Origin of the sequence: Sphingomonas sp. (genome assembly GCF_042091075.1) — a bacterium.
GTDB lineage: Bacteria > Pseudomonadota > Alphaproteobacteria > Sphingomonadales > Sphingomonadaceae > Sphingomonas.
Map to the genome: position 1 here is coordinate 1 of NZ_JBELIE010000043.1, position 16,731 is coordinate 16,731.

General features: G+C 65.4%; 13 protein-coding genes. 3 read left to right on the forward strand and 10 right to left on the reverse strand.

From position 1 onward, the window contains the following. Nucleotides 1-635 (reverse strand): glycosyltransferase (locus ACFDSW_RS06245; RefSeq protein ID WP_375249415.1); only part of this gene is annotated, 635 nt, incomplete at its 3' end. A gap of 178 nt (nt 636-813) precedes the next feature. Here ACFDSW_RS06245 and ACFDSW_RS06250 point away from each other — a divergent pair. Continuing rightward, nucleotides 814-2,928: a catalase gene (locus ACFDSW_RS06250; protein ID WP_375249416.1), complete on the forward strand. Its 2,115-nt coding sequence runs from the start codon at nt 814-816 to the stop codon at nt 2,926-2,928. A 64-nt stretch (nt 2,929-2,992) separates the two neighbouring features. Here the strand turns inward: ACFDSW_RS06250 and ACFDSW_RS06255 are convergent, their stop codons facing one another. Continuing rightward, nucleotides 2,993-3,145: a DUF5818 domain-containing protein gene (locus ACFDSW_RS06255; RefSeq protein ID WP_375249417.1), complete on the reverse strand. Its 153-nt coding sequence runs from the start codon at nt 3,143-3,145 to the stop codon at nt 2,993-2,995. 548 nt (nt 3,146-3,693) lie between these two features. Here ACFDSW_RS06255 and ACFDSW_RS06260 point away from each other — a divergent pair. Next, nucleotides 3,694-5,211: an acyl-CoA synthetase gene (locus ACFDSW_RS06260; protein ID WP_375249431.1), complete on the forward strand. Its 1,518-nt coding sequence runs from the start codon at nt 3,694-3,696 to the stop codon at nt 5,209-5,211. Between the two features lie 27 nt (nt 5,212-5,238). Here ACFDSW_RS06260 and ACFDSW_RS06265 read toward each other — a convergent pair whose 3' ends face one another. From ACFDSW_RS06265 to ACFDSW_RS06280, 4 genes are read right to left on the reverse strand one after another with little or no spacing between them, the layout of a single operon-like run. Next, nucleotides 5,239-6,345, reverse strand: a complete 1,107-nt coding sequence (locus tag ACFDSW_RS06265; RefSeq protein ID WP_375249418.1) for an NAD(P)-dependent alcohol dehydrogenase — start codon at nt 6,343-6,345, stop codon at nt 5,239-5,241. 14 nt (nt 6,346-6,359) lie between these two features. Then, entirely contained in the window at nt 6,360-7,226 is an 867-nt protein-coding gene (locus ACFDSW_RS06270; RefSeq protein WP_375249419.1) for a helix-turn-helix domain-containing protein, read from the reverse strand. A gap of 14 nt (nt 7,227-7,240) precedes the next feature. Further along, entirely contained in the window at nt 7,241-8,470 is a 1,230-nt protein-coding gene (locus ACFDSW_RS06275; protein ID WP_375249420.1) for a cytochrome P450, read from the reverse strand. A gap of 2 nt (nt 8,471-8,472) precedes the next feature. Then, on the reverse strand, nt 8,473-10,776 hold the full coding sequence (locus tag ACFDSW_RS06280; RefSeq protein WP_375249421.1) for a TonB-dependent receptor: 2,304 nt from the start codon (nt 10,774-10,776) through the stop codon (nt 8,473-8,475). Between the two features lie 198 nt (nt 10,777-10,974). On the opposite strand from ACFDSW_RS06280, the gene ACFDSW_RS06285 reads away from it, so the two are divergent. Then, nucleotides 10,975-12,390, forward strand: a complete 1,416-nt coding sequence (locus ACFDSW_RS06285; protein ID WP_375249422.1) for an aldehyde dehydrogenase family protein — start codon at nt 10,975-10,977, stop codon at nt 12,388-12,390. 118 nt (nt 12,391-12,508) lie between these two features. Here ACFDSW_RS06285 and ACFDSW_RS06290 read toward each other — a convergent pair whose 3' ends face one another. The 4 genes from ACFDSW_RS06290 to ACFDSW_RS06305 all read right to left on the reverse strand — a co-directional run. Next, on the reverse strand, nt 12,509-13,474 hold the full coding sequence (locus tag ACFDSW_RS06290) for a UDP-glucuronic acid decarboxylase family protein (RefSeq protein ID WP_375249423.1): 966 nt from the start codon (nt 13,472-13,474) through the stop codon (nt 12,509-12,511). Nucleotides 13,475-13,533: 59 nt separating this feature from the next. Beyond that, on the reverse strand, nt 13,534-14,238 hold the full coding sequence (gene bcsS / locus ACFDSW_RS06295) for a cellulose biosynthesis protein BcsS (RefSeq protein WP_375249424.1): 705 nt from the start codon (nt 14,236-14,238) through the stop codon (nt 13,534-13,536). Between the two features lie 100 nt (nt 14,239-14,338). Then, the gene (locus ACFDSW_RS06300) at nt 14,339-15,475 is read right to left on the reverse strand and encodes an endo-1,4-beta-xylanase (protein WP_375249425.1); all 1,137 of its coding nucleotides are present in this window, start codon (nt 15,473-15,475) and stop codon (nt 14,339-14,341) included. Nucleotides 15,476-15,528: 53 nt separating this feature from the next. After that, nucleotides 15,529-16,731, reverse strand: a 1,203-nt coding sequence (locus tag ACFDSW_RS06305; RefSeq protein ID WP_375249426.1) for a glycosyltransferase, incomplete at its 5' end; no start/stop codon positions are given.

Here is a 16,731-nt window from a genome sequence, read left to right on the forward strand (position 1 = left end):
GCATCGTCGAGCAACCGGGCCTCCTCGCCGGAGGGAAGCGGCAGGAAGCCGCCCAGCAGGCGATAGGCCGAGGCGCGTATCGCGATATTCGCGCCGCCGCTGAAATGATGCGTGTCGCGCGCTTCCCAGCCGACGGGATCGATGCTCCGGCGGTATCGGTGCAGGCGATCGTAATAATATTCGACGCGAGAGGCGCGCGGATCGGCGGCGGCATGGCTGCGCACGATACGGCCGGCGACCACCTCCGCCTCGCGCAGGGCGTTGCGTCCGGCCCCGATCCAGTCGCGACGCGGCTTGCTGTCGGCATCGGTGGTGAAGATCAAGCCTTCGGCGCCGCCCAGTCGTTGCAGGCCCAGCGCCATCGCCGCGCGCCGCGCCGCCCCGGCATTCGGGGCCGCGCCCGCTCCCCCTTGCGCTACCGTCAGGCGGAAAGGCAAGGTCGGCGCGAGACGCGCCAGCAACGCCGCGCTGCCGTCCCGGCAATCGTCGAGATAGAGGCAGACGTCCAGCGCGCTGCGATCCACCGCCAATGCCGCGAGCGCCGCCAGCAACCCCGGCAGCATCGCTTCCTCGTTACGGGCGGGGACGCCAATCACCACGGGCGCGTCGTCGAGCAAGGTCGTTCTCCCAGCCACCGGCCGCAAGGCCTTCGACGACCGCCGGCCATCGAACCGGAGGGCCAACCCCGATCATGCGCCCCGTCTACGCGAGGGCGCCGTCCACCGCATTGATGAGCATCAAGCACTTAGTTGGAGGACAAATGAGTGAGCCAGGCGTTGAGGCGGCACGTTCCATCGATAGCGAGGCCCCATCATGTCCAAGAACACCAGCAAGCACGAAGGCGGCCCGACAAAGGGTCGCTATGCCGAACCTCAGGGGCATGGCGGCGAAACCCATCAGAGCACCGACGACGCCGCCCGCACGATGACCACGCAGCAGGGCGTGCCGATCGCCGACGATCAGAACAGCCTGCGTGCCGGCGAACGAGGCCCCACGCTGCTCGAAGACTTTATCCTGCGCGAGAAGATCTTCCATTTCGATCATGAGCGCATTCCCGAGCGCGTGGTCCACGCCCGCGGCTATGGCGCCCACGGCGTATTCGAACTGACCGATAGCCTGGCCGATCATACCCAAGCCGACGTGCTGACCGAGGTGGGGCAGCAGACCGAGGTCTTTGTCCGCTTCTCGACCGTGGCCGGCAACAAGGGGTCGATGGATCTGGCGCGCGACGTGCGCGGCTTCGCGGTCAAATTCTACACGAAGCAGGGCAATTGGGACATTGTCGGCAACAATATCCCGGTCTTCTTCATCCAGGACCCGATCAAATTCCCCGATCTGGTCCATGCCGTGAAACAGGAGCCGGACCGCGCCTTTCCGCAGGCCCAGTCGGCGCATGACAATTACTGGGACTTCGCCAGCCTGAGCCCCGAGGCGTGGCACATGGTGATGTGGCAGATGTCCGACCGGACCATCCCGCGCTCGTTCCGCACGATGGAGGGTTTCGGCGTCCACAGCTTCCGCCTCGTCAATGCCGAGGGTAAGTCCACCTTCGTCAAATTCCACTGGAAACCGCGTCAGGGCCTCCAGTCGGTGTTGTGGAACGAGGCGGTGAAGATCAACGGCGCCGATCCCGACTTCCATCGCCGCGACCTGTGGACGGCGATAGAGAATGGCGATTTCCCGCAATGGGATCTGGGCGTCCAGCTGTTCGATCAGGAAACCGCAGACCGGCTGCCGTTCGACCATCTCGACGCGACCAAGCTGATCCCCGAGGAGGATGTGCCGGTGCGCATCATCGGCACGCTGACCCTCAACCGCAATGTCGACAATTTCTTCGCCAGCACCGAGCAGGTCGCTTTCTGCACCCAGAATGTCGTGCCCGGCATCGACTTTTCGGACGACCCGTTGCTGCACGGGCGCAATTTCTCTTATCTCGACACCCAGTTGAAGCGATTGGGCAGCCCCAATTTCACCCATATCCCGGTCAATGCGCCGCGCTGTCCGGTGATGAATTTCCAGCAGGACGGCCATATGGCGATGCGCAACCCCAAGGGGCGCGCCAATTATGAGCCGAACAGCTGGGGCGCGGACGGCGGCCCGCGCGAGAACCCGACGATCGGCTATCGCAGTTTCCCCGCCGAGACGCAGGGCACCAAGCAGCGCATCCGGGCGGAAACCTTCGCCGATCATTACAGCCAGGCCCGGCAATTCTTCGTCAGCCAGCAGCCGATCGAGCAAAAGCATATCGGCGACGCGCTGGTATTCGAACTGTCGAAGGTGGAGCGGGTCGACATTCGCGCCCGCGCCGTTTCCCACCTGCTGCTGATCGACGAGGATCTGGCGGCGACGGTCGCCGACGGGCTGGGGCTGGACCTGCCCGAACCGGCGCAGGCGGCCAAGCCGACCCTCGACCTGCTGCCCTCGCCGGCGCTCAGCATCCTGTCCAACGGCCCGAAGGACTTCAAGGGCCGCAAGATGGGGGTGTTGCTGACCGATGGCAGTAGCGCAGATCTGTTCACCGCGCTGACCAAGGCGCTTACGGAGGAGGGCGCGCTCTGGGAGGTCGTCGCGCCCAGGATCGGCGGCGTGACGCTGGACGACGGCACCAAAATCCCCGCCCAGCAAAAGATCGATGGCGGCCCCTCGGTCCTTTATGACGCGGTGGCGGTGCTTCCCTCCGAAGAGGGCGCCGCGCTGCTCGCAAAGGACGCGACGGCCAAGGACTTTGTCGCCGACGCCTTTGCCCATGCGAAGTTCATCGGCCACACGGCGGCGGCCGAGGCGCTGTTCGATGCCGCTGGCGCGACCGATCGGGACGCAGGTTTCCTGTCCCTCGCCAGCAAAAAGGACGCCGGGGCGTTCGTGACGCAATGTCGCGAGCTGCGTTTCTGGGCGCGGGAAAGCGGGGTCGATCTCGACGCGGCGTGACGCCGCGCCGCAGCATCGTCATTCATCGGGCGGGAAGGTTCGACGGGCCTTCCCGCTCACCCGGTCACGATCGGGGGCTCGGATCCCTCGACTCCAGGACGCGGCTGACGTCGAACAGATTGAAGCCCGACCGCACGCCCTCCACGACAATCTCTTTGCCGATCAGGCGGCTTGATCGCCACGGCATGTCGACGAACCAATAGCCGCCGCCCTCCACGTGCAGGACTTAGATACAGTTGCGTCCGTCCCAGCCGAGCGTGCCGGACAGGGTATGGCGGGTGCCGCGTCGCATAGCCTTTCTCCTCGAAGTCAGTCGCGGTGCGCCCCCGCATTTGACTTCACCCAAGAGCCTTGGTGATCGGGGAGTTAGTAAACCGAGCTTACCCGGTCCCTGCGACCTTTAGGCTGGGAAGCCCTGGACATGCGTCGCAGGCTCCCCGACCATAAGGGTCAAGGATGCGTGGCCTGCGAACGGGCAGGACCAACCGGTAAGCTAGGGGTTACTAAGCCCCAGAGCCGTGCGTGCGGCTCCGTGCGAGACTATCGGCCAGTCGCGATGGCGAGGCAACAAAATAGCTCTCGTCAGGTGCAACACCCGCCGTTCCCCGCGCCGCTTCTGGCGCGTTCACCGGCGGTGGGATCGCCGGGGATGCGGCCATCGCCTTTGTTCCGGGGTCGCGTCGATTTTGACATTTCTTGCGCGCCGATTGCCCCGGCGGCGCAGTCCCGTCTTTCCTCATTTTCAAATCTGTACGGAGAGGAATGATGCACCCTGCTGAGCATGCCGCCCGGCATCCGGGCAAGGCCGCGATCATCATGGCGGAAAGCGGTGAGCGCCTCACCTATCGCGAGCTGGACGACCGCTCCAACGCAAGCGCGTGGCAGCTCCGGCGGCTGGGCATGCGCAGGGGCGACGTCGTCGCCACCCTGTTCGCCAACAGCCCGGAGGTGTTCGTGTTCGGCTGGGCGGCGCAGCGCACGGGCCTTTACCAGACCGCCATTTCCAACAAGCTGAGCGCGCGCGACGTCGCCTATATCGTCGCGGATTCGGGCGCCAGGCTGCTGCTGGTCTCGCCGGAATATGCCGACCTCGCCAATGCGGCGCTTGCCGAACTGCCGGACGTGCGGGCCTTTCTCTGGACTGGCGCCGACGGCCGGCTGGAGGACTGGTCGGTCGCGACGGCCGATGGCCCCTGGACGCCGGTGCCGGACGAAAGCGCGGGCACCGACCTGCTTTATTCGTCCGGCACCACGGGCCGGCCGAAAGGCGTGATGCCGGCGCTTCCGACCGGGGCGATCGGCGCGGAAACGCCGCTCACCCGCATGGGCTCCGGGCTTTACGGGATGGGCGAGGACACGCTCTACCTGTCCACATCGCCGCTCTATCATGCCGCGCCGCTGCGCTGGGCGATGGCGGTCCAGCAGCTCGGCGGCACGGTGGTGGTGATGGATCGGTTCGACGCTCACACCGCCTTGTCGCTGATCGAGCGATATGCGGTGACCCACGGCACGTTCGTTCCCACGCATTTCATCCGCATGCTCAAGCTGCCGGAAGAGGTGCGCGCCGGCGTCGACCTGTCCTCGCTCCGGGCCGTCGTCCATGCGGCCGCGCCGTGCCCCGTGCCGGTCAAGGAGGCGATGATCGAATGGCTGGGGCCGATCGTCCACGAATATTATTCCGGCACGGAAAGCTGCGGGATCACGGCGATTTCCAGCGAAGAGTGGCTGCGCAAGCCTGGATCGGTGGGCCGAGCCGTGGTGGGTCGGCTTCACATCGTCGACGATTCGGATCGCGAGCTTCCGGCGGGCGAGACCGGCAATGTCTATTTCAGCGACGGTCCGGCGTTCCAGTATCTGAACGACCCCGAAAAGACCGCCGAGGCGCACAATGCGCGCGGATGGGCGACGCTGGGCGATATCGGACATGTGGACGAGGAGGGCTATCTGTTCCTCTCCGATCGCAAGAGCTTCATGATCATATCGGGCGGCGTGAACATCTACCCGCAGGAAATCGAGAATGTGCTGGTCACCCATCCGTCCGTCGCCGACGCGGCGGTGATCGGCGTGCCGTGCGAGGAGATGGGCGAGATGGTGCTGGCGGTGGTGCAACCCGCGCCCGGGGTCGACGCCGGCGACTCGCTCGCCGAGGAGTTGCGGCAATTCACCCGCCACGCGCTTGGCGGAGTGAAGACCCCCAAGCGCGTCGCGTTCACCGATGCGCTGCCGCGCGAACCCACTGGCAAGCTGTTCAAGCGCAAGCTACGGGACGAGTATCGCGCCTGACCCGTATGGCGACGTCAAGGCGCCGGCTTACGGCAGCAGCACGACCTTGACGCATTCGCCGCGCGCCTGGGCCGCGATCGCTTCGTTGATCGCGGACATCGGGAAGGTCTGCACCAGCCGGTCGAACGGGAACCGTCCGTCGCGGTGCGCGGCGATCAGTTCGGGGATGAAGGTCTGCGGGTCGCTGTCGCCCTCCATGATGCCGACGATGCGCTGGCCGTAGGTGATCATGCCCGCGAGGTTGAGGCTGATCGCATCCTCGGCCCGCGGCGGCACGCCGACCAGCCCGAGCATGCCCCTGGGAGCAAGGGCGCCGAGGATCGCCTCGATCGCATTGATGCGCCCGCTGGTATCGAACGCGAAATCGACCCCGCCGGGAAGGATGTCGCGCACGGCCGCCGTCACGTCCCCCGCTGTCGGGTCGATGACGTGGGTGGCACCAAGATCGAGCGCCAGCTGCCGTCGGCCTGCCACCGGCTCGACAAGGATGATCGTCGAGCAAGCCTGGATTTTCGCGCCCATCACGGCGGCGAGGCCGACCGGGCCCCCGCCGACGATCGCGATCGTCGATCCGGCGGGGCATGCCATCGATCGCATCACGCCGCCGGCGCCGGTCTGGAACCCGCAGCCGAGCGGCCCGAGGATCGCGAGCGGCGCCTCCGCATCGGTTACCTTGACCACGTTGCGCGCACGGACGATCGTGTGCGCGGCGAAGCTGGACTGACCGAAGAAGTGCGAGGCGATGCGCTCTTCGCCGTTCGAGAACGCCATCGACCCGTCGTCCAGCCGCATGCCGGCATAGTTCAGGGGCGGAAAATCGGTGCAATAGCTGGGGAGGCCGTCCCCGCACCGGGCGCAATGGCCGCAGCTGGAGAAGCCGAGCACCACTCGGTCGCCGACCGCCAGGCCGGCGACGCCCTCGCCGATCGCGTCGATCGTGCCGGCGCCCTCATGCCCGAGGACGGCGGGCAGCGGGTAGGGCACGAACTGGTCGCGAAAGACGAGGTCCGTGTGGCACAGACCGACGCCCGCGATCTTGACGCGCACCTCGCCCGCGCGCGGTTCCTCGACCTCCACGGTCTCGATCGAGAACGGGCCCTTGGCTTCGCGGGCGACGGCGGCGGTGGTCTGCATGGGCTACCTCGGTGTCATTGGGCTGCGTGGCGCCAACCGCTCGGGGTCTGGCCCGCATATTGGCGGAAGGCGCGGGTGAAATGGCTTTGGCTGGTGAAGCCCAGTTGATCGGCGATCGTCGCGATCGACAGATCGGACGAGCCGAGCAGCTCCTGCGCGCGATCGAGGCGCGCTTTCATCACATATTGATGCGGTGTGATGCCCGTCGCCTTCTTGAACACCCGGCAGAAGTGGGAGGGCGTCAGACCGGCCTCGGCCGCCATCGCTTCCAGGCTGTGATCGGCCTCCGGGCGCGACAGGATCGCGTTCATGACGTGGTGGATGCGATAGGCGGAGAAGTCGGCGGTCGGAAAGCTGGCCGCGTTCGCCGAGACCGGGCCGCGCAGCATGTGCGCCTTCAGCGCGCCGACAAGCGCGCCGACATAGACGGTTCGTTCGTCGGTCTGTGGTGCGTATAGCTCGGCAAGAACCTGTCGGGTGAGCGCTACCCCCAGCGGGTCCGTGAAGGCGAACCGCATGCGCTTGAACTGGTCCAGCGCGGGCGCCCGTTGAAGTTCATGGGACGAGATGCTCAGGGTGACCACATCGAGCTCGCCGTCGACCAGCCATCCGGTCGCCTGACCGGCGGGGATGATCGTCGCGCAGCCGGGAATGGAACTCGATTCGCTCCAGCCGTCCCGCTCCCATGTCTTGACCTTCGGCTTGCCGGCGATGTGAACCACGAAGGTGGGGTCCGGCAATGCGGGCAGGTCGTAGCTGCCAACGAACTGCCGCCAGCGGGCGAGGCGCCACCCCTCGGCCCGTGAGCCGATCGTCAGGTCTGCGCCGCGACCCAGCGCATCGGAGATGATGGCCTCGTTCGTCCATTGCGTGGCATCCATCGCGAACCTTCCTTTCAGGCGGGCCGCAATGTGACGTCGAGGTTCTTCAAGCCGTTGATGAAATTGGACCGGAACCGTCGCGGCGGCGCGTGCACCTCGAAGGACTTAACACGATCGGCAAGCATGTCGAAGGCGATGCGCAACTGCATCTCGGCCAGTCGCGAACCGACGCAAACGTGCTGACCGGCGCCGAAGCCGACGTGGAGCGGGCCCTTCCGCCGGACGTTGAAAGTATCCGCGTCCTCGAAGACCGTCTCGTCGCGGTTGGCGGAGATATACCACAGGACGACCTTGTCGCCCTTCCGCACGGCGTGGCCGCCGACGGTCGTGTCCGCCGTGGCGGTGCGACGCATATGCATGACCGGGCTGGCCCAGCGGACCATCTCGGGTGCCGCGGTCTTGAGCACGTCGCGATCCTCGCGGATCTGCGCCCATTGATCGGGGTTCGCGGAGAAGGCCGCGACGCTGTGGCTGAGCGAGTTGCGGGTCGTCTCATTCCCCCCGACGAGCACCAGGATGAGGTTGCCGATGAAATCGCGGAACGGCACCGGCTCTCCGTCGATCTCCGCATTCGCGAGCAACGACGAGATGTCCGACGTGGGCTGCGCCCGGCGGGCGTCGAACAGTTCCTGACCGAATGCGAAGAATTCGCCCAGCGTCTCCGCCATCGCCTCGGGGCTCTGCCGGAATTCGGGGTCGTCCTCCCCGACGAATGCGTTCGTCCAGTCGTACAGCTTGGGCCACAGATCGATCGACACGCCGAGCAGCTCGGCCAACGTCATCAGCGGCAATGGTGCGGAGAGCGCGGGGACCAGGTTGATCGGCTCGTCCAGCGGAATCTCCGCGACCAGCCGGGCGACCCGCTCGCGGATGCGCGTTTCGATATCGCCGAGCCGGACGGGCGAAAGCGCCGGCATGATGAACTTGCGGTAGCGGGTGTGAACCGGCGGATCACGGGAGATGAAGGGGATTCCGATCGCCGACTCGCCGGCGCCGGTAAGCCCGACCTCATTCTCGTTGAAGATGCGGTGTCCGCCGTTTTCGTGCGCCGACGAGAACAGCAGCGGCTGGCGCGAGACCTCCACGATGTCCGCGTGCCGCATGACCGCCCAGAAGCCGGAGCCATCGGCTTCCGGATTCCAGTGGACCGGGTCCTCCCGGCGCAGCTCCCTGAACGTGTCCCAGGGGACCCCGGCCTCGTAAAGGCCGGGGTCCTTCAGGTCTGTGGTGGCGGCGGTGGCCATCGTCAGAACGCCACCCGGACCGAGGCGCCGTATGTACGCGGCGTCGACGGCACCAGGAAGTTGTAGGGGAAGCCCGCACCGCGCAGATCGAGCCCGTAGGCGTAGGTCTTGGCGTTCAGCAGGTTGTTGGCGAACGCCTTGATGGTGAAGCGTTCGATGGTCAATGCGGCGGTCAGATTCACCTTGGCATATCCCTCTTGCTGCAGTTCGCTGTTCAGCTGCGTGCTGCCAGCGGCGTTGATCTCGTTGAAAGGCGAGAAGTATTGGCGCGAGAAATAGGCGACGCTCGGCGAGATGGTCAGGCCGTTCGTCCCGTCCTTGAACAGCGTAACGTCGACACCGCCCTGCGCCGTGAACCGCGGCGCGAACGGCAGGTCGTTGCCGCTCAGGTCGGTTCCCTGCAACGTGAGCTGCTTGTAGGTCGAGTGGAGGTAACCGCCGGCGGCCGTCAGCACCACGGCGGGGGTGACGCGCAGCCTCGCCTCGGCTTCCGCGCCATAGACCTCGGCCTTCGGCGCATTGACCAGGAACGAGACCGGGCCCGGCCGCGTATCCTGCACCTGCTGGTTCATATAGTCGTAGTAGAAGCCGGCGGCGGTGAGCGTCAGCGCATTGTCGAAATACCGGCCCTTCAGGCCGACTTCATAGGCGTTCACGCGCTCCGGCGCGATGTAGTTGATGCCCGCCGACGAGGTATAGCCGCCGCCGTTGAAGGCGCCTGACCGATAGCCGCGATTGTAGCTGGCATAGACCAGTGTCCCGCCGTCGAATTCATAGGCGAGCGAGACCCGGCCGGTCAGCGCGTTGTTTCTGCCGGAGATTTCGTATCGTGCGGCGGGGTTGTAGGCGCATGTGCCGGCAACTGTGGGGCATGGCACGGTGGTCGCGAGCGGCAGCTCCGGGCCGTTGACGTCCCCGGCGAAGAGATAGGCGAAGCCATCGCGATACTGGCTGCGGTCCCAGGTGTAGCGCGCGCCCAGCGTCAGGGTCAGCCGGCTGGTGAGGTCGAAGTCACCCTGGGCGAAGGCGGCATAGGAGCGGCGGACCTGCCGGTAGTGCTGGAAGAACCCACCATTCACCCCCGGCGCGAGCGCGCTGCCGATGTTGAACGTATTGTCCGTGATGGTCTCGTCCCAGCCGTAGAAGCCGCCCGCGACCAGCTTGAGGCGGTCGCCGTCGTAATTGAAGCGCGCCTCCTCGCTGAATTGCTGGAAACGCGACTGCCAATTGATGTCCAGGATATCCAGCGGGGCGCCGTCGGCGGCCTGTTGCAGGTTCTGCTTGCCGCCGTCACGCGAGGTGATCGACGTGAAGCTGAGCTGCGGGGAGATTTCGTAGGCGATCGTGGCCGAGGCGCCATAGGCCTCCGTTCGATTGAGGCCGACCCGATTCTCATTGACCTGGAAGAAGTCGAGCCCGGTCCGGGCGGACTGCAGGCCATGGATCGCCGCCTGGGCGCCCCGATCGCGACCGCCATAGACCTTCAGCTTGATGTCCAGAGGGCCATTGCCGGGCCGGATGCGCAGGATCGCGCGTCCCTGCAGCGTGTCTTGCGAGTTCGGGTCGCGGCCGCCGGCATAGACGTTGTCGATCTGCCCGTCGCCGTTCACGAAATTACCCGAGATGCGCAGCCCGAGCTGATCCTGGACCATGGTGGTCTCGATCGCCGCCTGTCCCGTGAAGGTGTTGAAGTTGCCGTAGCCGCCCTCGACGTAACCCTCGTTGCCGTTGAGCGTCGGCGCCTTGGTGATGAAGTTGATGGCGCCGCCGGTGGTGTTGCGGCCGAAAAGCGTGCCCTGCGGTCCGCGGAGCACCTCGACACGTTCCAGATCGAACAGGCCCATGCCGTGCGCGGTACGGCTCGCGAGATAGACGTCGTCGATATAGACGCCGATCGGCGACGCCTGGTTCGAATTATATTCGTTGGCGACGCTGATGCCGCGCAGCGAGAAATTCGGCTGCGTCGAGCCATAGGGGCTGCTGACCTGAAGGTTGGGGACGGCCGCGGCGAGGTTCGCGGAGTTGGTGATGCCCTTGGTGGTCAACGTGTTGCCCGCGATCGCAGAGATGGCGATCGGCACCGATAGCGCCGACTGTTCGCGGCGCTGGGCGGTGACGACGATGTCGCCGTCGGCCGACGCCGACTCGGCCGGTGCCTGCGGCGCTTCGCTTGCCGTCAAAGGCGCGGTGGTCGCGTCAGGGGAGGGCGATGTCGCGGGCAGCGGATCCGCGGATTGGGCCAGAGCTGCAGCAGGAAATGTAAAGCCTGCGCTGATCAGCAGTGCCGCGGTGAACTTGGTCTTCATGCCCCTCTCCTTTGCTATCGAGGCTCTGCGGCCTCCGTCATCACTCCTTCTAGCGCGGTGGCCGGCGTCCTGCGTTGCACCCGCTTGCGATGCTTTTTCACATTTCTTGCGGAGGCGGCGAACGCATCGGCCAATCTGGTACGCATGTTTCGAAAGGACGCCCGCCCCGCGCGGAGCCGCCGGTGAGAGGAGAGAGAAATGGATTTCGACAAGGCGTTCAGCATGACGATCGACGGCCGGGCGGTGTCTGGCGCGTCGACCTTCGACGTCATCAATCCCGCGACCGAGGCGGTCATCGCGCAGGCGCCCGATGCGTCGAGGGAGCAACTCGATTCGGCGGTTGCCGCCGCGCGCCGCGCGTTCCCGGCCTGGTCGGCGACGCCCATTGCTGCGCGCAGGGCGATGCTCGACAAGCTCGGCGACGCGATCCTGGCGAACATCGACGGGCTGAAGCGCGTGCTGACGGCGGAGCAGGGCAAATCGCATGCCGACGCCGAGGGGGAGATCGGCGGCGCCGGTATGTGGCTGAAGGGGGCCGCGACGATCGAGCTTCCCGTCACGGTCAATGAGGATTCCCCCGAACGCTACAGCGAGACGCGCCATGTGCCACTGGGCGTCGTCGGCGCGGTCGCGCCGTGGACATTCCCGATGATCCTGGCGATGTTCAAGGTCGGACCGGCATTGCTCGCCGGGAACACGATGGTCCTGAAGCCCTCGCCGTTCACGCCGCTCGCCACGCTGAAGTTCGGCGAGATCGCCGCGACGATCCTGCCCCCCGGCGTGCTCAACGTGGTGACGGGGGGCGACCAGCTCGGTCCGTGGCTGACCGAGCATCCCGGGATCGACAAGGTGAGCTTTACGGGCTCCACCGCGACGGGCCGGCGGGTGATGCAAAGCGCGTCCGCCACCCTGAAGCGGGTGACGCTGGAACTGGGTGGCAACGATCCCGCCATCGTCATGCCGGATGTCGACGTCGAGGCGATTGCGGAGAAGCTGTTCTGGGCCGCGTTCACGAACAACGGGCAGATCTGCATCGCGACGAAGCGGATGTATGTTCACGAGGACGTGTATGAGCGGTTGAAAGAGGCGCTCGTCGCCTATGCGCGGACGGTGAAGGTCGGTGACGGTGCGGAGCAGGGCACGCAACTGGGTCCCATCAACAACCGGCAGCAATATGAGCGCGTGCTCGACCTGATCCGCGACGCCCGCGATCGCGGATACACGTTCCTCCTCGGCGGCGAGGCGTCCGACGCGCCTGGCTTCTTCGTCCCCATCACGATCATCGACAATCCGCCGGAGGATAGCCGCATCGTCAAGGAGGAGCAGTTCGGTCCGATCCTGCCGCTGCTCAAGTTCAGCGATGTCGAGGACGTCGTCGCGCGGGCCAATGCGAGCGAATATGGCCTTGGCGCCTCCATCTGGTCCGGCGACGACGAGGCGGCCTATGCCCTTGCCGCCCGCATCCAGAGCGGCACCGTCTGGGTCAACGAAACCCAGCACCTTACGCCGTTGGCGGCGTTCGGCGGGATGAAGCAGTCAGGCATCGGCGTCGAGGGTGGACTGGAAGGACTGCTGGAATACACCAATGCGCAAACCGTGGTTCGCCGTCGCTAGATCGGGCGGTTCGCGGCCGTCCAGCGAGCCCCGCCGTTAATCCGCAGGTTCAGGGGAGGGGGCCTTGGGGGAGGGGGGGCTTGTCGGCGCTCCTCCCCGTCAGCGGAACGAGGGTCCGCTATTGATGCCCCGGCCCCGAAAGGAGCTGATCGAAATAGGCGATGGTTTCGATCAGTCCCTCGCGCAGCGGCACCTTGGGCTGCCATCCGAGCGAGGCGCTAGCGCGGTCGATGTTGGGCCGGCGCTGGGTGGGGTCATCCACCGGCAGCGGATGACATTCGATCTGCGACCGCGATCCGGTCAGTTCCACCACCAGTTCGGCCAGTTCCCGGATCGTGAATTCGCCCGGATTGCCAAGATTGATCGGTCCGACCACGTCGTTTCCGCTGGCCATCATTGCCACCATGCCGTCGATCAGATCGGTGACATAGCAGAAGGATCGGGTCTGGCTGCCGTCGCCATAGATGGTGATCGGCTCCCCGCGCAGCGCTTGGACGATGAAGTTGGACACCACGCGCCCGTCATCGGGGCGCATCCGCGGACCATAAGTGTTGAAGATGCGGATCACCTTGATGGCGAGCTTATACTGCCGCCAGTAATCGAAGAACAACGTTTCCGCGCACCGTTTCCCCTCGTCATAGCAGGAGCGCGGGCCGATCGGATTGACGTTGCCCCAATATTCTTCCGGTTGGGGATGGACGGAAGGATCGCCATAGACTTCCGAGGTTGAGGCCTGGAGGATGCGTGCCTTGGTGCGCTTGGCGAGCCCCAGCATGTTGATCGCGCCATGCACGCTGGTCTTGGTGGTTTGCACCGGATCGAACTGATAATGGATCGGGCTGGCCGGGCAGGCGAGATTGTATATTTCGTCCACCTCGACATAGAGCGGCCAGGTAACGTCATGCCGCATCACCTCGAACGACGGGTTGTTCAGCAATCCCGCAACGTTCCGGCGCCTTCCGGTAAAGAAATTGTCGAGGCAGATGACTTCGGCGCCCTCGGCGATCAAGCGTTCGCACAGGAACGAGCCCAGAAATCCCGCTCCGCCGGTGACCAGGACGCGCTTCGAATATGAGTGTGTCACAACCCCTCCATTTGCAACAGCTGCATGAAGACTTCACCGTCGACAGGTGACGAGCGGTGCTAGAATGTCCGGCTTAGGGACAGGGCGGCGTAGCCACGGCGACGCGATGCCTCGACATTGAGTCCGCCGGAGAGCCGGACCTGCCATTTGGGGGTCGGAGCATAGGCGACGACGGCGCCATATTGCTGCCGTTCATAGCTGGGATCGCCCTGCGCCGCGGCTTCCAGGCCCAGCCGCACCATCCGTCCCACCCTGTGGGTGACGTCGGCGCGTGCGAAATATTCCCGAATGTCAAACCCGTAGGATCCGATCACCGCAGTTTGCCAGTCGCCGACGCCATAGGCGCCGTCGATGCCGACGAGCGCATTCCACCGTTCGCCGGCATTGCGATTATTGGGATCGCCCGGGGTCAATCGCGTGTCGTGATAGGCGACGCCGCCGCTCAGGTTCGCATAGCCCCAACTGCCCGACCATTGCTGAACGGCCGACAGCGAGGCCGTATCGGCGCGCCCTCGGACGGTGACGGTGCCGGCATCGTAGCGGTAGTTGCTGCGCCCAGCGACGACGCGTACCGCCAGGCCCCGGCCCAGATCAGCCCCCGGCAAGGCGACAACCGCGCCCGCGAATGTCGCCGAGGCCTCGCCGACCGAGCCGCCCGCAAAGACTACACCCTTTTCCTGGGCAATGGCGGCAGGCGATATGGTAAATGCTGCCCCGGCAAAGATCGCAAGTATGATCTTATGGTTAAAGAGTGGATTCTTCATCCTCGCGATCCGATACAGACAAATGCACTGTGTGATGCATTATACCGGTATCACGTCACTTGCATTATCACATATAGTTCTTGACTGTGCCAAATGCGGACTATCTTCTGTCGGGAGATGTCCGATGACGAAGAAACGCATTGGCGATCGCATCATGTAGTGCCTTCGGCCGCAAAGCCCGGTCGAGCGGCAATCCGCGATTGAGGCCGGGGCGCGGGCGATCCGAGCCTTCCGCGTTCAGCCAGCTGTAACGGTCGCTCAGTCCCCAGCAGGTGATGCCGCGCACCGCCGGTTGATCGAGGGCGACATCGACCAGCGCCCCCGCGAGATCGGCGACACGTCGGTCGCGCTGCGCGACCGGAAGGCTCCGATCCGCCTCGCGGACGTCCAGTTCGGTGATGAAGACCGCCATGCCGCGCTCGGCAAGCTGCCCAAGGAAGGCGGCGAAGATCCGTTGGTCGAACGGCCCACGCCGCAGATCCAGATGGCATTGCAGCCCCACGCCGTCGAAGGCCACGCCCTGCGCCTTCAGGCTGTCGATCAGGCCGATCAGCGAGCGGCGGCGATCCTCATCCCGCTGATCAGGATAATCCATGCCGAATTCGTTGATCAGCAGCATCGCCTTCGGTGCGAGTGCGCGCGCGCTTTCGAGCGCGCGGCGGATGTAGCCAGGGCCGAATATGTCGAAGAACGGGCTTCTGCGCAGGCTTTCTCCAGCGATCACGTCGATCGGCTCGTTGACGACGTCCCATTGCTCGATCAACGGGCCGTAACGCTCGATCACCGTGGCGAAGTAGCGATGGACGATGCCCCAGTCGCGCGTCTCCGCCATCGCGCTTTTCGCCCAGGCCGGAATGCTCCGGTGCCACAGCAGGGTATGGCCGTGCAGATGTCGCTGGTTCGCGCGGGCGAATGCCGCCAGATTGTCCATCGCGGCGAAGTCGAAGCGATCCGGCTCGGGCTGGATGGAGGCCCATTTAAGCTCCAGTTCCGGCGTCAGCGTGTCGCATTGCGCCAGTACGGCTGCGCGGAACGCCGGATCGGCGCGCAACTGCGCCATTTGCACCGCGGCCCCGAAAGAGCGCTGCGCCGCCTGCGCGGCGGATCGCAGGCTCGTCGACGGATCGGGGCGCGCATTGTTCACGAGCAGCGGTGCGCCCGCCACCAGCGCCGCCACCGCGAAGAGGGAGTCGCGGCGCGCCATCCCCTTGTCCCCAGCGCCGCGTTCGTCGTGCATCGTCGCTTTCGCCCATACCGTCCCGGAGCGGCCCGTCGCCGCGCCGGGCGGCCTCAGGCGGGTAGCGCCTGCGGAGCCAGTGCCTCGACGGTCGGAACCCGGCCCGGCAATAGCGCCGTTGTGCCGACAGGGCCATAACGCAATGTCTGCGGCGCCACTTCGTGGAACAGGAACAGCGTCAGGGCAGTGGCGACATGCGGCGCGAGCTTCTCGAACGTCAGCTCAACCTCGCAGCGGCCGGCGGACACCTGCCGTACCTTCTCCACTCGGCCGCCGACCTGGATCAGGCCGCGCTCCGTCGCGAAGGACAGGTGATGATCGCCCGGTACGATACGATCATGGTCGACCCACATCGTCGCCCCGGTCAGGTCGAGGCGCGACAATGTCGCGTGCGACGTCCCATCCCCGCCCCGCAGCGTGGCGGGGGTTTCCGGCACGGCGATGACGTGCGCAGGCTGGCCCGCCGCGGAATGGCGGTGCAGGAAGACCAGGAAAGGAATGATCATCACCCAGTTGAGCGTGTTCCAGAACAGGGCCAGTCCCGCCATGTTGGTCATCAGGCCTGCGATCGGGCGCCCGGTCGAAACCCAATATCCCAGGCCGTAAACGCTGAAGAAGGCCAGCAGGATGCACAGCGTCAACAGGCCGTTCTCCACGACAGAACGGGTTTTCGCGGTGCCGGTTTTCGATGACACCGAGAATTTGGCGCTGACCCGGATGATACCCAGCACGGCCTGGGCGTTCGACAGCATGTTGGCGAGGTTGAATTGTTCGGTATAGATCGGGTGATAGGTGCCGTCGGAAATGACCCAGGTGCACAGATATGAGAAGATCACGAACGAGAACATGATCGACAGATAAAACATCACGTCGACGTGACGGTCATTCATCGTGAACGGCAGACAGAGCAGCAATATGGCCGGAAACAGCATGTAAAAGATGCGCTGCAGCCCGAACGTGAACGAGAAGGTCGAGTTGAAATAGCATACCCGCTGCGCCAGCGAGAGGCCACGCGCGCGCAGCGGGGAATCCGGCGAGCGGAACAGCAGGCCAAGCGATCCGGCACCCCAGCGCGTACGCTGCTTGTGATATTCCGTCATGTCGATCGGCGCGATGCCATGGGCAAGTTGTTCGTTGATGAACAGCGAACGCCAGCCGCGCGCATGCAGCTTCATCGACGTATGAATGTCTTCCGTCGCAGTTCCGGTCGCAAATCCGCCAACGGAGTCGATGGCGGCGCGCCGTACCAACGCTCC

Excerpts from the sequence above, each read along its gene's own strand:
- ACFDSW_RS06265 (WP_375249418.1), bottom strand. The coding sequence starts at position 6,345 with ATGCAGACCACCGCCGCCGTCGCCCGCGAAGCCAAGGGCCCGTTCTCG.
- ACFDSW_RS06250 (WP_375249416.1), top strand. The coding sequence starts at position 814 with ATGTCCAAGAACACCAGCAAGCACGAAGGCGGCCCGACAAAGGGTCGC.
- bcsS (WP_375249424.1), bottom strand. The coding sequence starts at position 14,238 with ATGAAGAATCCACTCTTTAACCATAAGATCATACTTGCGATCTTTGCC.
- ACFDSW_RS06300 (WP_375249425.1), bottom strand. The coding sequence starts at position 15,475 with ATGCACGACGAACGCGGCGCTGGGGACAAGGGGATGGCGCGCCGCGAC.
- ACFDSW_RS06260 (WP_375249431.1), top strand. The coding sequence starts at position 3,694 with ATGCACCCTGCTGAGCATGCCGCCCGGCATCCGGGCAAGGCCGCGATC.
- ACFDSW_RS06275 (WP_375249420.1), bottom strand. The coding sequence starts at position 8,470 with ATGGCCACCGCCGCCACCACAGACCTGAAGGACCCCGGCCTTTACGAG.
- ACFDSW_RS06280 (WP_375249421.1), bottom strand. The coding sequence starts at position 10,776 with ATGAAGACCAAGTTCACCGCGGCACTGCTGATCAGCGCAGGCTTTACA.
- ACFDSW_RS06270 (WP_375249419.1), bottom strand. The coding sequence starts at position 7,226 with ATGGATGCCACGCAATGGACGAACGAGGCCATCATCTCCGATGCGCTG.
- ACFDSW_RS06285 (WP_375249422.1), top strand. The coding sequence starts at position 10,975 with ATGGATTTCGACAAGGCGTTCAGCATGACGATCGACGGCCGGGCGGTG.